Genomic DNA, 13,812 nt, shown 5'->3' on the forward strand with positions numbered 1-13,812 from the left:
GGGAGAGGGTGGCACGCGTGTCAGCGCGGCCGGGTGAGGGCCCCACGGCAGCCGCGGCCGCGCACCGTCCTCCCTCTCCCGCGCCGTCTGCGGGGGAGGGCCGGGGGAAACCGGGAGGGGCGACCTACCGGTTCCGCAGCATCCGCGGCAGCAGCGACGCCGTGATCACGATCACCACCAGCCCCCGGAACACGTACTGCACGTACGGCGGCTGCCCCTCGGGCGTAAACGTGGGCAGCAGGAACAGGTCCGCCATCAGCAGCGCGATGAAGGTCAGCGCCACCAGCACGCCGAACACCAGCGGCTGGGGACGCGGGTCCACCGCCACGTGGTTCTCGTCGTGGATGTCCACGTGCGCCGTCTCGCGCAGCAGCAGCGACCCCAAAATGAACGTGATCGATGCCACCGCCACGGGATAGATCAGCCCGGCGTAGCGGGCCGCGACCGGAAAGCCCGCCGGGTTGGCCATCGCCGCCGCCGACATCGCCGTGGCGATCACGGGAAGGAATCCCCCGAAGTAGCCGTTGCCCACGTGGTAGGGCAGCGACACCGACGTGTACCGCACGCGCGCCGGAAAGCTCTCGACCAGGAACGCCGCGATGGGCCCGTAGACGATGGTCACCAGGATCACCAGCAGGAACACGCACACCGTCAGCATCACCGGGTTGTACGTGCCCCCGGCCGGCGTGAACCGCCACATCAGCGCGAAGATGGGGATGATGAAGAGGGCCGCCAGCAGGTTGCCCGTCATCATCACCTTCTTGCGCCCCACCCGGTCAGACAGCGCGCCGAAGACGATGAAGAACGGCGTCGCCGCCGCGAGAGCCACGGCGATGATGGTGCGGGTGTGCACGAAATCCACCTTGCCCACGCTTTCCAGCCAGGTCAGCGCGTAGAACTGGCCCGTGTACCACACCACCGCCTGCCCGGCGGCCGCGCCCCACAGCACCGTCAGCATGGTCTGCCAGCGCGAAACCGAGCCCAGGCTTTCGGCCACGGGCGCGTCGGAGGTCTTGCCCTGCGCCTTCATGCGGGTGAAGAGCGGGCTCTCGGCCAAGCGCATGCGGATGAAGAGCGACACCAGCACCAGCACCGCCGAGAGCAGGAACGGAATCCGCCATCCCCAGCGCTCCCAGTTCTCCGTCGACATGGCGTTGCGCACCAGCAGGATCACCACCAGCGACACGAACAGGCCCAGCGTGGCGGTGGTCTGGATGAATGCCGTGTAGTAGCCGCGCTTGTTGTTGGGCACGTGTTCCGCCACGTACGTCGCCGCGCCGCCGTACTCGCCGCCCAGCGCCAGTCCCTGCAGAAGCCGCAGCACCAGCAGCGTCATGGGCGCGAAGATGCCGATGCTGGCGTATCCGGGAAGCAGGCCGATGACGAAGGTGGCGCCGCCCATGATCACCAGCGTCACCAGGAAGGCGTACTTGCGGCCCACGCTGTCGCCCACGCGGCCGAACACCAGGGCGCCGAAGGGCCGCGCCGCGAAGCCGGCGGCAAAGGTGGCCAGCGTCTGCACCAGCGCCAGCGTGCTGTTGCCCTGCGGAAAGAAGTGCCCGGCGATGATGGTGGCCAGGCTGCCGAAGATGTAGAAGTCGTACCACTCGATCATCGTTCCCACGGCCGACGCGGCGATCACCGTGCGGATCGTCTTCTTGTCGGCGGGGCCCAGCGGTCCGTGCTCGTCGGAAAGGGCGGCGTCGGTCATGGGCGGATGCGGGTCCCCGGGATGAGGTGGCACGACGGTTTGCGGCTCGGTCCCGTCGCGGGATAGCTTGGCGAGCGAACGTCCGATCCGGTTGCTTCGCCGGAAGCTGTCCCTGGTCCGCGCTCCCCGCAAGGCTCGTGCGGGACTTGCAGGACCGGCACGACGCAACTTCACCCGACATCGATCGCGCACAGGAGATCTCCGGATGGCCTCCGAGCAGACCCTCGACTCGCTCCTTACCGAAGACCGCAGCTTTCCGCCGCCGCCCGAGTTCGCGCGGCAGGCGCACGTGTCCGATCCCGCCATCTACGAGCAGGCCGAGGCCGATCCCGAGGCGTACTGGGCGCGCTGGGCCGGCGAGCTCCACTGGTTCCGTCCGTGGGACCAGGTGCTGGATTGGCAGCCGCCGTTCGCGAAGTGGTTCGTGGGCGGAACGCTGAACGCCTCGTACAACTGCCTGGACCGGCACCTGGACGGGCCGCGCCGCACCAAGACCGCGCTGCTCTGGGAGGGCGAGCCGGGAGACCGCAAGTCGTTCACGTACCAGGAGCTTCACGCCGAGGTCTGCCGCGCCGCGAACGCGCTGCGCAAGCTGGGAATTGGCAAGGGCGACCGCGTGGCCATCTACCTTCCGATGATCCCGGAAGCCGCCATCGCCATGCTGGCCTGCGCGCGCATCGGCGCGGCGCACTCGGTGGTGTTCGGGGGATTCTCGTCGGAGTCGCTGCGCGACCGCATCAACGACGCAAAGGCGCGCCTGCTGATCACGGCCGATGGCGGATACCGTCGCGGCGGGATCGTTCCGCTGAAGCGCGCGGCCGACGAGGCGCTGACGGAACAGGGCGGATGCCCGTCCATCGAGCACGTCCTGGTGGTCCGCCGCCACGTGGAGGGCGAGGCGGTCGGCGGGGCGACGATGGAGGACGGGCGCGACCTGTGGTGGCACGACGTGGTCGCGGGCGAGGGCCCCGATGCCCCGGCGGAGGAGATGGATGCCGAGGACCTGCTGTACATCCTCTACACCTCCGGCACGACGGGGAAGCCGAAGGGGATCATGCACACCACGGGCGGATACCTGACGCAGGCGTACGCCACCACGAAGTGGGTGTTCGACCTGAAGGAAGACGACGTCTACTGGTGCACGGCCGATGTCGGCTGGGTGACGGGGCACTCGTACCTGGTGTACGGCCCACTCGCCAACGGTGCCACGGTGCTGATGTACGAGGGCGCGCCCGACGCGCCGGACCGCGGCCGGTTCTGGAAGATCATCCAGGACTACAAGGTCACCATCTTCTACACGGCGCCCACGGCGATCCGCGCGTTCATGAAGTGGGGCACCGAGTGGCCGTCCAAGTTCGACCTGTCGTCGCTGCGCCTGCTCGGCACGGTGGGCGAACCCATCAACCCCGAGGCGTGGATCTGGTACCACCTGAACATCGGCCACGAGCGCTGCCCCATCGTCGACACGTGGTGGCAGACGGAGACGGGCGCCATCATGATCACGCCGCTGCCGGGGGTGACGGAAACGGTGCCCGGGTCGGCCACGCGCGCCTTCCCCGGCATCCACGCCGACATCCTGACGCTGCAGGGCGACTGCATCGAGGCGGGCGGTGGCTTCCTGGCCATCCGGCGCCCGTGGCCGTCCATGCTGCGCGGCATCTGGGGAGACCCGGAGCGCTTCCGCGAAACGTACTGGAGCAAGTGGCAGGGGATGACGGTGGCCGGCGACCAGCCGGGGGAGGGCGTGTACTTTCCGGGGGATGGCGCCAAGCGTGACGAGCGCGGCTACTTCTGGGTGATCGGCCGCATCGACGACGTGCTGAACGTGGCGGGCCACCGCATCGGCACCATGGAGGTGGAGAGCGCGCTGGTCGACCACCCCGCCGTCGCCGAGGCCGCCGTCGTGGGCAAGGCGCACGAGCTGAAGGGGCAGGCGGTGGCGGCCTTCGTGACGCTCAAGGACGGCCTGGCGCCCACGGACGAGCTTAAGCGCGAGCTGTCGGAGCACGTGGTGCGAAAGATCGGCGCCATCGCGCGCCCCGACGCCATCCTCTTCGCCGGCGATCTCCCCAAGACGCGCTCCGGCAAGATCATGCGCCGCCTCCTGAAAGACATCGCCGAAGGCCGCACGTTGGGCGACACGACGACGCTCGCGGACCCTAGCGTCGTAGCGCGCCTCAAGGACGACTACGAGGCGAAGGAAGCCTGATCCACGCGGGCATGTATATCAATGAAGGGGCGCGCCGGAAGGTGCGCCCCTTCGTGTTGCGTACCGTGAATACCTGATTCACGAGTGAAACTCCCGCGTCCTGTCCATCTATCGATTCGATTGTCTTCCCCGCGGGCTCTGCGGGAGATCTTACCCTCCTTCTGTGGCAGGAGCACATATGAGGTATCTCGCCCAGGTTATCCTCGCGACCGTTCTGCTCGTCGTGTCCCCGTTGGACGCGCAAATCCTCGCGCTGCCCCGGCTCGATCGGCTGGCCGAGCGCGAATCGTTGCTGCTCTCGGCCGAGGATAGTGGTAAAGGGGAGACTCGGATTGGTGCCGCGCTCGACTCCGGGAAGATCTTTGCGGTCAGAACGGAGGAGGAAGGCGTGCTCTTCTGGAACCACCAGCCCACGGAGTTGTTGGTCGGGTCGCGGTTCGCGTTTGCACAAGAGGAAGCGACCCTACATACCGAGGTTGCGGCAGTACTCTCGGGTGCATGGCGGTTTGGCTTGGGAACGACGTTGAGCGTCGACGCCACGCAGGATGATGCCACTGAAGACGCGACGGCGACGGCGGCGGAGGACGAAGAAGTAAACGATGCGGAGAAGGCGTTCAAGACGTTCTTGATCGGCGGCGGCAATGTTTCGCTTCAAGCGGTACGCCCGATCGCGATTCGTGCAGATACCTACAACGCCCAGTTTCTCTTCTTCGCACCGCGGGCGTGGCTGAACGTACCGACGATCGGAGTCACCGAAAATGTGGACAATGGCGGAGCGGAGGTCGGTGCCGAGTATCAGTATCACCGACTCCGTACCGATAACCGCTCTCCTTTCCTGGTCTTCCACCTCCGGGGCGGATTGACCTTCGGCACCTCCAAGTTCCACGAGAGTCTTGGACGGAGTTCCCACTCCGCGTTCGCATACTTGGCACCCGCGCTGAACTTCGTGGTGCAAGACCGGGTCAAGATCGGCGTACTCGGATTCGTGGGGCCAAATAGTTTCAACGAGATGCCGCGTTTCCGCCTGAACTTCGAGGTTCTCGGCGCCGGGCAGCAGAAAGAAGATGAGGATGCCAGCAACAACGACAACGAGTAGTGACTAGCCGAATGCCGTGAACCGGCAGTTTCGGCGCGCGGGGCGAGTGTTATAGCGGAGCCCTCAGTCGCTGCGGAGTTCGAGGTCGAACGGCAATGGCTTGGCCCCAGCGGCGGGCTCATCGGCTTCCGCGCGGACGCTCCGTGGGGCAGGCGGCCGCTTGGACGCACCCCGACTGGTTGACAACAGGCCGGTGTGCTCGTCATTTGGCCGAGACGGACCGGGTGCGCAAAGGCGGCCGGCGTTTTCGTTTCGAGCCGAGGGGATGGCGAGCGGATGGGCGGTACGGAGGGGGACGGAGCGGAGGGGCGGCTGCGGCTGGGGCACATCACCTACAGCAACTGCTTTCCCGTCCATGCGCGGCTGATGGACCGCGGGGCGCCGGCGTGGCTGCAGGTGGTGGAAGGGGTGCCCTCGTACCTGAACGGGCTGCTGGACCGGGGCCGGATCGACGTGGCGCCCTGCTCCAGCATCGAGTTCGCCCGGCACGCGGCCAGCTACCGCGTGCTGCCGGACCTGGTGATCGGCTCGCGGGGCCCGGTGCGCAGCATCCTCTTCCTTACCCGCGTGCCGCCGGCGGAGCTGTCCGGGCGCACCGTGGCGATGCCCACCGCGTCCGCCACGTCGGTGGTGCTGCTGAAGGTGCTGCTGAAGCTTCGCTGGGGCGCGGCTCCGCGGTTCACCTGGTTCGACCAGGCACGCGACGACCCGTTCGCCGCCGGTGCCGATGCGGCGCTGTTCATCGGTGACGTGGCGCTGCGCCCCGGGCTGCATCCCGAGGTCCCCACGCGGTATGACCTGGGCGCGGAGTGGATGGAGCACACCGGGCTCCCGTTCGCTTTCGCTGTCTGGCAGGCGGGCGGCGGCACGGACGAGCAGCTTCGGCGCCTGCACGCCGAGCTGCTGGAGTCGCGCGCCTACGGCCTGGAGCACCGCGCCGCGTTGGCGACGCGCTACGCCGGGCACTTCGGCTTCACCCCGGAGTTCCTGGACCGCTACTGGTCCGACCTCTCGTACGAGCTGGATGGGCCCATGCTGCAGGGGCTCGCGAAGTTCTACGAGCTGGCCGCGGAGATCGGCGAGATCGAGGCGCCCCCGGAGATCCGCTTCGCTGGCGGGTGAACGAGATAGACGCGGCTCGACACGAAAACGGCCCCTCCCGGAACTCCGGGAGGGGCCGTTCTCCATCCACGATGAGCCTGGATCAGCTGGTCGGGATGGAAGTGCCGTACTTGCCGTTGATCGCCGCGGCGAACGCGTTCGCCAGGATCACGTGCGCCGCCGTGGAGGGGTGCACGCCGTCGAACGACATCAGCGCTCCGAAGAAGTTCGGCGCTGCCGTGGGGCCCGTCACCGGGCACGAGTTGAGCACCGCCGCCTGGAACTGGGCGGCGGTCGTTGCCGAACCCAGCGCCTGGCACTTGCGCAGGTACTGGTAGCGGCCGGCGACCACCGGGGTGGCACCCTGCCCGGTGTTGTTCGTCAGGAACGGCTGGAGCACCAGGTTGGGGTCCACGTACAGCCAGTTGTTCGCCGTCGCGGCCTGCTGGATGGCCATGTTGAACGCGTTCACGCGGGCGCCGACGATGGCCTGCTCGTTCGTGTCCAGCAGGTGGGCGCCGCGGCGCGGGTCACCCACCGGGAAGGAGCCCGGATCGCAGTTGATCTCGGGGAAGTTGGTGTCGGCGATGATCTGGAACGACACCATGTTCGCCGCCAGCGGGTTCGGCTGCCCCAGGAGGTTCACCGGCGAGCAGTTGTCGTTCACGAGCTTGCCGTTGAAGCGCTTCGTCGCCGGATCCCGGGCCAGGTAGAAGTACGCACCGGGCTGGATGATGGGGGCGGCCTGGACCGCGTTCACCACGCCCACCAGCATGGCGCCCTGCGGAGCGGCGATCTTGATGGAATCCACCAGCGCGTTCAACTGCGCCTGGAAGGTGGCCAGCGGAGTCAGCGACGAGTCGGCGCCCGGGCTGCGCGGGCCCAGGATGCCCCCGACCGCGGCCTCCAGCGCGTCGTTGTTCCCGATCCACACCGACACGAAGGTCGGCTGCGTCTCGATCATGGCGCGCACCTGCGTGCGCGGGCCCACGATGAGGGTGTGGAGCTGGCCGAGCTGCCCCGACGGGAACACCATCAGGTCGCGCAGACGCTCGCCCGGAACCGCCAGGTTGCTGACGAACGGGGGGTTGTCGATGCGCACGCAGGTACTGGTCGTGTCTCCGTTGGGAGCCGCCAGCCGGCCCGTGGAGCCCAGCGGCGCCAGGAACGGGCGCGGGCACCCGGGCCGCGCGATGAGCGGCGCGTAGAACTGGGCCCCCGCGCGCTCGGCCAGCAGCACCGGGTACGCCCGGGTCTGCAGGCTGTCGTTGATGCCGCCGGACTGGTAGCCCGCGGTGATGGAGTTGCCCAGCGACACGTAGCGTTGGAACAGCCCGCCACCCGCGAGCGGCACGCGTGGCGACAGCAGCTCGTCGCCGTCGCCCACGCAGGCGCCGAGCAGCACCGTGCCGGCCAGCGCCGCGGCGCGCAGCACGGTACCCAGCGATCTCTTCTTCATGCGATGATCTCCTTCAGCCAGTTCCGTTCGGGGTGTGCGCATCAGGGCTGCTCGGCGGCCCCGCCGAAGCGGTACGCCAGCGTGAAGTTGAAAACCATGCCGCGCGACTCGTAGATGCCGGCCCGGGGCCCGCCCGGGAGCACGGCGCCCTCGCGCGGCGGCTGGTTGATGTACTGGAACGAGAAGTCCGTCGAGAGCGCCCGCGTCAGGCGGTAGCCCAGCCCCAGCGAGTAGTAGTTGCGCTCGCCCTCGGGAAGCAGGGGCGTGGCGCGGGGCGTCGCCGCCTCGTTGTAGCGGAAGCCCGCGCGCACCACCAGCGCGTCCGTCGCCTGGAAGTCGGCGGCCAGCCGGAAGGTGTTGGCGTCGTTGTAGCCCAGCACCAGCGTGTCGGGGGCGGCGGTCTCGAACTCAACCGGCAGCACGTCGAAGCTGGACCAGTGGGTGCGCTGGAAGTCGCCCATCAGGTTGATGCGGGGGTGCACCCGCGCGCCGACGCCCACCACCACCTGGCTGGGAAAGGTGAGCGTGCTGCCGACGCCCTGGTCCTTGGGCAGGCCGGCCGCGATCACCGCGTCCACGGGATCGTTGCCCGTCTTCACGGGATCGAACGTGGCGTCGCCGTCCAGGTCCACCTCGGCCGAGCCCAGGTAGCGGGCGCCCAGGTACGCGCCTTCACCCAGCTTCAGCATGCCGCCCAGGTGGTACGTCCAGCCGGTGCCTTCGCCCTGCAGGTTCACGTCGGCCACCTCGGTGCGGCCCAGCCCCACCGTCTCGGGGCCGAACTGCCGGCGGCTGACGTCGATCTTGCCCATCACGTAGTCCAGGCCCGCGCCCACCGAAAGCCGGCCGGGGATCACCTGGTACGCCACGGTGGGCTGAATGTAGAAGCCGCGCAGCTGGTTGTCGTAGCCGGTGAAGCGCCCCTCGAAGTTGGTGGTGCTGCATCGGGGGGTGGTGGCGGGGCACACGTCCCACTCCAGCCCCAGCCCGTATGGCGCCAGCGCGCTGACGCCCACGGCCAGCCGCTCGCTGGCGCGGAAGTTCACGTATGCCTGCGGCACCGGAACCGTGGCGTCCTCGCGCTCGATGGTGTTGTCCGACGTCGGCGCCATGCCGGGGTCGTACGTAAAGGTGTTGCCCGCGCGCACCAGCGCCACCCCCACCGCGATGGCCGAGGGGCTCATCGCCATCCCGGCGGGGTTGAACCACACCGACGATCCGTCGTCGCACGGCAGCGCCACGCCGGCGCCGGCGCGGGCCGCCATGCAGGCGCTCTGCTGATCGACCATGGAGCCCTGCGCGTGCAGCGGGGCTCCGGCCGCCACGCTCACGGCCGCCGCGGCACTGGCGATGGCCAGACTTCGTCTCATACGAATCTCCCTGGAAGTGATGTGAGGGCCCAACGGTTCGCGCCCGGATTCGGGGGGCGATGCAATGCTGTGCGACGGGAATGGCAGGTTTTCCGGTGCGCACGATACTGCCCGGCGGCCACCCTCGTCAAGCTGAAAAATCACAGTGGTTCCGCCGCCTTCGGGTGAGCGCCGCTCAGTCAGTTTCCCCGGGCGGTCAGCGCCACGAGCAGCGTGCCGACGGCGTTGGCGACGGCTACGGCGTTCGCCACCACGAAGATCCGGTTCTTCAGCCGCAGGCTGTACACCAGGAACAGCGTGCTGGCCAGCGTCTGCAGCCCGAAGAAGAGCGGGTCGATGCCCTCGGGGCCCTGCGTGAGTGCACGGACGAAGGTGTAGGTGAGCGAACCGGCCAGCACCATGCACGCGGCCCAGCCCACCATCTTCACCCACCCCGTGTCCGACGCGCGCCGATGTGGAGGCATTCGTTTCTTGTGAGTACAGGACGCCCGGAAAAGCCCCGGGTCACATGCACGCGGCGCGCCGGGCGCGCGGCAGGGGCCGGGACGTGCGCGCCCCGCTACATCCGGGCAAGCGTGCGGATGTCGTCCTCGGCCTGCTCGGGGGTGGAGGCGTCGGAGATGATCACCTGCAGGTCGCCGCGCCGGTCTATGCCGTACACCGCGCCCGGGTGCGCCAGCATGCCCGCCGGCGTCGGCGCGTGCGCGCCGTGTTCGCCATGGGCGGCGCGCGGCTGCGCCGAGTCGGCGATCATCACGTATGCGCCGTATCCCTGACGAGCCTGGGCCAGCGAAGCGCTGTCGCCCGTCAGCGCCACGATGCCGGTGCCGAAGCGGGAGGCGTAGGCCTTGAGGACCGCGGGGGTGTCGCGCTCCGGGTCCAGCGTCACCAGCACGATCCGCGTGTCCCGCGCCCGGCGGCCGGCGCGTTCCACCGCCCGGGTGAGCTTCTGCAGCGTCAGCGGGCAGACGTCGGGGCAGTTCGTGTAGCCGAAGAACAGCAGCACCGGCGCGCCGCGGAAGCGGGCCAGCGTCGTAGGGCGGCCGTCCTGGTCCACCAGCGCGAAGTCCGCCGCGGGGCCGGTTCCCGTGTAGGTGGTCCCGTGGAAGGCGGGCGCGGGGCGGGGCGCGGTCGCCACGCCGGCGCCCACGATCACGGCCAGCGAGACCGCGACCATCGCCACGAGGGGCCGGCGCGAGGGGCGGCCTGGATTGCTGGACATCGGCTCGTCGTCTTCGGTTGCCTGCGTGGATCGTCACACAATCTAACATCGTGCGCCGACATCCCGAAGCAGCGCCGCCACTCGCGCGGGCATGGACCCCGCAGTACGTTGGGCGCCGGCAACCGGCGGATCACTACGGGGAGGGAGCGGATGCAGGACTTGGAGCGGCTGGTCTCGGAGGCGTACCAGGATCGCGAGCGGCTGAAGGACGCCGATACGGCGCAGGCGGTGGAGCGCGTCATAGCCATGCTGGACCGCGGCGTGGTGCGGGTGGCGGAAAAGCGCGGCGGCGACTGGCACGTCAACGCGTGGGTGAAGGAAGCCATCCTGCTGTACTTCGCCCTTCGGCCGCTGGAGCCCATGGAGGCCGGCGACCTGCACTTCTACGACAAGATCCGCACGAAGTCGGACCTGCAGGCGCAGGGCATCCGCGTGGTGCCTCCCGGCGTGGCGCGCTACGGCAGCTTCCTGGAGCCCGGATCCGTGCTGATGCCGGGGTACGTGAACATCGGTGCGTACGTGGGCGCGGGGACGATGGTGGATACGTGGGCCACCGTGGGCTCGTGCGCGCAGATCGGCAAGGGCGTGCACCTGTCCGGCGGCGTGGGCATCGGCGGGGTGCTGGAGCCGCCCAGCGCCTCGCCGGTGATCGTGGAGGATGGCGCGTTCATCGGGTCGCGCTGCATCGTGGTCGAGGGCGTGATCGTCGAGGAAGAGGCGGTGCTGGGGGCCAGCGTGGTGCTGACGGCATCCACGCCCATCGTGGACGTAACGGGCGCGGAGCCGGTGATCACCAAGGGGCGCATCCCGGCGCGCTCGGTGGTCATCCCCGGCACGCTGCCCAAAGAGTTCCCGGCGGGCACCTTCCACGTCCCCTGCGCCCTGCTGATCGGCACGCGCAAGGCATCGACGGACAAGAAGACCTCGCTGAACGACGTGCTGCGGACGTTCAACGTGCAGGTGTAGGGCGGCGTCCCCGGCCTCGCGCGGGCGGTTGAAACCGCTGCAACAAACACACGAAGTCCGCCTTCGCGGACTGGCTGCAGTGGAGTGAGTTGAGGTACGTGGCGCGCCCGGATCTCGTCAGGTCTCCCCCTCCCCTGCGGAGCGGGGGCAGGGGGCCGGGGGGCGGGCCGGGGGAGGGGGCTCCCCGGGATCTGCACCGGCAGCCCGCGGCGAGCACCAAGCTGACTCCTCTCCCCCGCGCAGTTTGCGGGGGAGAGGCTGGGAGAGGGGGGCGCCCCGGACATGCTCCGCAGCCAGCCCCATCCGGATGCAGTTCTCCCCTCTCCCGCTTGCGGGAGAGGGGTCGGGGGAGAGGGCAGCCGGGGACTGCGCCGGAACGATCGAAATCCCCTAACTCCGCCAAGGGTCCAAGCACGATCCGCATCCGAATCACGAAAGCCGCGGGGTGTAGCCGTTTGAGCGAGGAAATCAGGGACGAGCTGGCGCGGCTGACGCTGGAGTTGTGCGCCATTCCCAGCGAAACGTGCCACGAGGACGAAATTGCCTCGTGGATCCACCACCGCTGCGTGCAGGCCGCGGGCGCGCAGGCGGTACACCGGATCGGCAACTCCGTGATCTGCGAGCCGTACGGGCGCGAAGAGCGGCCCGGCGAGCCCGTGATCGCGCTGGTGGGCCATGTCGACACGGTGAAGTGCGCCGAGGGGCAGCCGCTGGAAATCCGCGACGGAAAGGTGTTCGGCTGCGGCTCCAGCGACATGAAGTCCGGCCTCGCCGTGATGCTGGCCCTGCTGGACCGCTGGCGCGAGCTGGGCCGCGCGCGGCCGGTGTGGATCTTCTACGAGGGCGAGGAAGGCCCGGCCGAGGGCAATGGCCTGGGTCCGGTGCTGGAAAGCGGCGTGCTGCCGCCCATCGACTTCGCGTTCATCCTGGAGCCGACGGACCAGGGGGTGCAGCCCGGCTGCATGGGGCTCATCCACGCCACCGTCACCGTGCGCGGCACCCGCGCCCACAGCGCCCGGCCCTGGCAGGGCGACAACGCGCTGTACCGTGCCATCCCCGTGCTGGAGCGCCTGCGCGGATTCGAGCGGCGCGCGGTGAAGTTCGGCGATCTCTGCTTCTACGAGGTGATCGTGGCCACCGCCGCCGTCACCCGCAACTCGCGCAACGTGGTGCCCGACGCGGTGGAGCTGAACGTCAATTTCCGCTTCGCCCCGGGCAACACGGCCCAGAACGCCGAGGCCGAGCTGCGCGCCCTCGTAGGCGACCTGGCCGAGGTGGAGGTGACCGACAGCGCGCCGGCGGGCGACGTGCACGCCGACCATCCCCTGCTGGCGGACTGGTGCCGGGCGGAAAAGCTGAAGGTGATGCCCAAGCAGGCGTGGACCGACGTGGCGCGCTTTACCGCCAGCGGCATTCCCGCCGTCAACTTCGGTCCGGGGGAGACAGCGCAGGCCCACCAGGCCGGAGAGTGGGCCTCCATCGACTCGCTGGAGCACTGCTACGGCGCCCTTCGCCGCTGGTTCGACCGATGAACCCCGTCCTGTCCGGCATCGCCCCGTCGCTCATCCGCGAGCTGAAGGCCCGCAAGAAGCCGGGCGACATCGACCTGGGGCTGGGCGAGCCCACGCTGAAGCCGGACGTGCGCTACTTCGAGGCCGCCACGGAGCGCGTGCGCCGGGAGGGCTGCCCCTACTCGCCCAACGCCGGCTACACCGACCTGCGCGCCGCCGTGGCCGCCTACCACGCCTTTCCGGACCGCGGCGGGGCGGAGAACGTGCTGATCACCGTCGGGTCCGAAGAGGCGCTGTACCTGGCCATCAAGTCCGTGCTGGACCCGGCGGGTGACGAGGCGCTGATCGTGGAGCCGTGCTACCTGGCGTATCCCAAGCTGTGCGCGCTGGAAGGGATCCGGCACCGCACCGTGGCGCTGAACGGGGACGACGGCTTTCGCCCCAGCGCCGCGCGCGTGCTGGCGGCGATGGGGCCCGCGACGCGGATGATCATCCTCAACTCGCCCAACAACCCCACCGGGCGCATCTGGCCGGCGGACGAGCTGCGCACATTGGCCGACGGGCTGGCGGCGCGCCCCGGCCCGCCGGTGTGGGTGCTGTCGGACGAGGTGTACCGCGAGCTGTACTTGACCCCGGAACGGCCCGCGTCCATCGGGCAGATGTGGCCGTACGCGCTGGTGGCCGGCTCGCTTTCCAAGAGCAACGCCCTCACCGGCTTGCGGCTGGGATGGCTGGTGGGCGATCCCGAGGCCATCGCCGCCGCCACCAAGGTGCACCAGCTGGTGAACACGGCCGCGAGCACCTTTTCGCAGATGGTGGCGCGCGAGGTGTTCGCCGATCCCACCAACCTGGGCGCCCACCGCGCGCACTACGCCGAACGGCTGGAGCTGGTGGCGGGGCTGATGAAGCGCAACGGCATCGGGTTGGTGCGGCCGGAAGGCGCCTTCTACTGCATGGTGCGCCTCCCGCTGGCGCTGGAGCACGATTCCCTCGCCGCGGCCGAGGCGCTGCTGGAGGCGCACCACGTGGTCGCCACGCCGGGGCGGGCCTTCGGCGACAGCGGCGAAGGATGGGTGCGGCTTTCGTGGGTGGCGGAGCCGGACGACCTTCGCATCGCCATCGAACGCATCGCCGCCTTCTTCGCCACGGCGGACCGCGGCTGACCGC

Annotated in this window: 11 protein-coding genes; 6 read left to right on the forward strand and 5 right to left on the reverse strand. The window is 69.4% G+C overall.

Features of this window, described 5'->3' with window-relative positions; genetic code table 11:
- Positions 1-124: 124 nt before the first annotated feature.
- Positions 125-1,711 carry an MFS transporter gene (locus VIB55_RS05865; protein WP_331875732.1) on the reverse strand — a complete coding sequence of 529 codons (1,587 nt, stop codon included), beginning with the start codon at positions 1,709-1,711 and terminating at the stop codon, positions 125-127.
- A 205-nt stretch (positions 1,712-1,916) separates the two neighbouring features.
- Here VIB55_RS05865 and acs point away from each other — a divergent pair, with 205 nt between their 5' ends.
- The 3 genes from acs (at position 1,917) to VIB55_RS05880 (ending at position 6,138) form a co-directional block, all read left to right on the forward strand.
- A complete protein-coding gene (acs, locus tag VIB55_RS05870) occupies positions 1,917-3,920 on the forward strand; it encodes an acetate--CoA ligase (protein WP_331875733.1) in 2,004 nt (667 codons plus the stop codon).
- Positions 3,921-4,098: 178 nt separating this feature from the next.
- Positions 4,099-5,016, forward strand: a complete 918-nt coding sequence (locus tag VIB55_RS05875; protein WP_331875734.1) for a hypothetical protein — start codon at positions 4,099-4,101, stop codon at positions 5,014-5,016.
- 276 nt (positions 5,017-5,292) lie between these two features.
- On the forward strand, positions 5,293-6,138 hold the full coding sequence (locus VIB55_RS05880) for a menaquinone biosynthesis protein (protein ID WP_331875736.1): 846 nt from the start codon (positions 5,293-5,295) through the stop codon (positions 6,136-6,138).
- A gap of 82 nt (positions 6,139-6,220) precedes the next feature.
- Here VIB55_RS05880 and VIB55_RS05885 read toward each other — a convergent pair whose 3' ends face one another.
- The 4 genes from VIB55_RS05885 to VIB55_RS05900 all read right to left on the reverse strand — a co-directional run bounded on the left by VIB55_RS05885 (position 6,221) and on the right by VIB55_RS05900 (position 10,168).
- Positions 6,221-7,576: an SGNH/GDSL hydrolase family protein gene (locus tag VIB55_RS05885; RefSeq protein WP_331875737.1), complete on the reverse strand. Its 1,356-nt coding sequence runs from the start codon at positions 7,574-7,576 to the stop codon at positions 6,221-6,223.
- Positions 7,577-7,617: 41 nt separating this feature from the next.
- Positions 7,618-8,946 (reverse strand): OmpP1/FadL family transporter, encoded by a 1,329-nt coding sequence (locus VIB55_RS05890; protein WP_331875738.1) that lies wholly within the window; start codon positions 8,944-8,946, stop codon positions 7,618-7,620.
- A 179-nt stretch (positions 8,947-9,125) separates the two neighbouring features.
- A complete protein-coding gene (locus VIB55_RS05895; protein ID WP_331875739.1) occupies positions 9,126-9,410 on the reverse strand; it encodes a hypothetical protein in 285 nt (94 codons plus the stop codon).
- A gap of 95 nt (positions 9,411-9,505) precedes the next feature.
- Entirely contained in the window at positions 9,506-10,168 is a 663-nt protein-coding gene (locus VIB55_RS05900; protein ID WP_331875740.1) for an SCO family protein, read from the reverse strand.
- A gap of 150 nt (positions 10,169-10,318) precedes the next feature.
- Here VIB55_RS05900 and VIB55_RS05905 point away from each other — a divergent pair, with 150 nt between their 5' ends.
- The 3 genes from VIB55_RS05905 to VIB55_RS05915 all read left to right on the forward strand — a co-directional run bounded on the left by VIB55_RS05905 (position 10,319) and on the right by VIB55_RS05915 (position 13,808).
- Positions 10,319-11,134 carry a 2,3,4,5-tetrahydropyridine-2,6-dicarboxylate N-succinyltransferase gene (locus VIB55_RS05905; protein WP_331875741.1) on the forward strand — a complete coding sequence of 272 codons (816 nt, stop codon included), beginning with the start codon at positions 10,319-10,321 and terminating at the stop codon, positions 11,132-11,134.
- Positions 11,135-11,589: 455 nt separating this feature from the next.
- Positions 11,590-12,666, forward strand: coding sequence for a succinyl-diaminopimelate desuccinylase (gene dapE, locus VIB55_RS05910; protein ID WP_331875742.1), 1,077 nt, complete (start codon positions 11,590-11,592; stop codon positions 12,664-12,666).
- Positions 12,663-13,808 carry a pyridoxal phosphate-dependent aminotransferase gene (locus tag VIB55_RS05915; protein WP_331875743.1) on the forward strand — a complete coding sequence of 382 codons (1,146 nt, stop codon included), beginning with the start codon at positions 12,663-12,665 and terminating at the stop codon, positions 13,806-13,808. Before dapE ends, VIB55_RS05915 begins: the two co-directional genes overlap by 4 nt.
- The last annotated feature ends 4 nt before the right edge of the window (positions 13,809-13,812 follow it).

It is taken from the genome of Longimicrobium sp. (genome assembly GCF_036554565.1).
Taxonomy (GTDB): domain Bacteria; phylum Gemmatimonadota; class Gemmatimonadetes; order Longimicrobiales; family Longimicrobiaceae; genus Longimicrobium.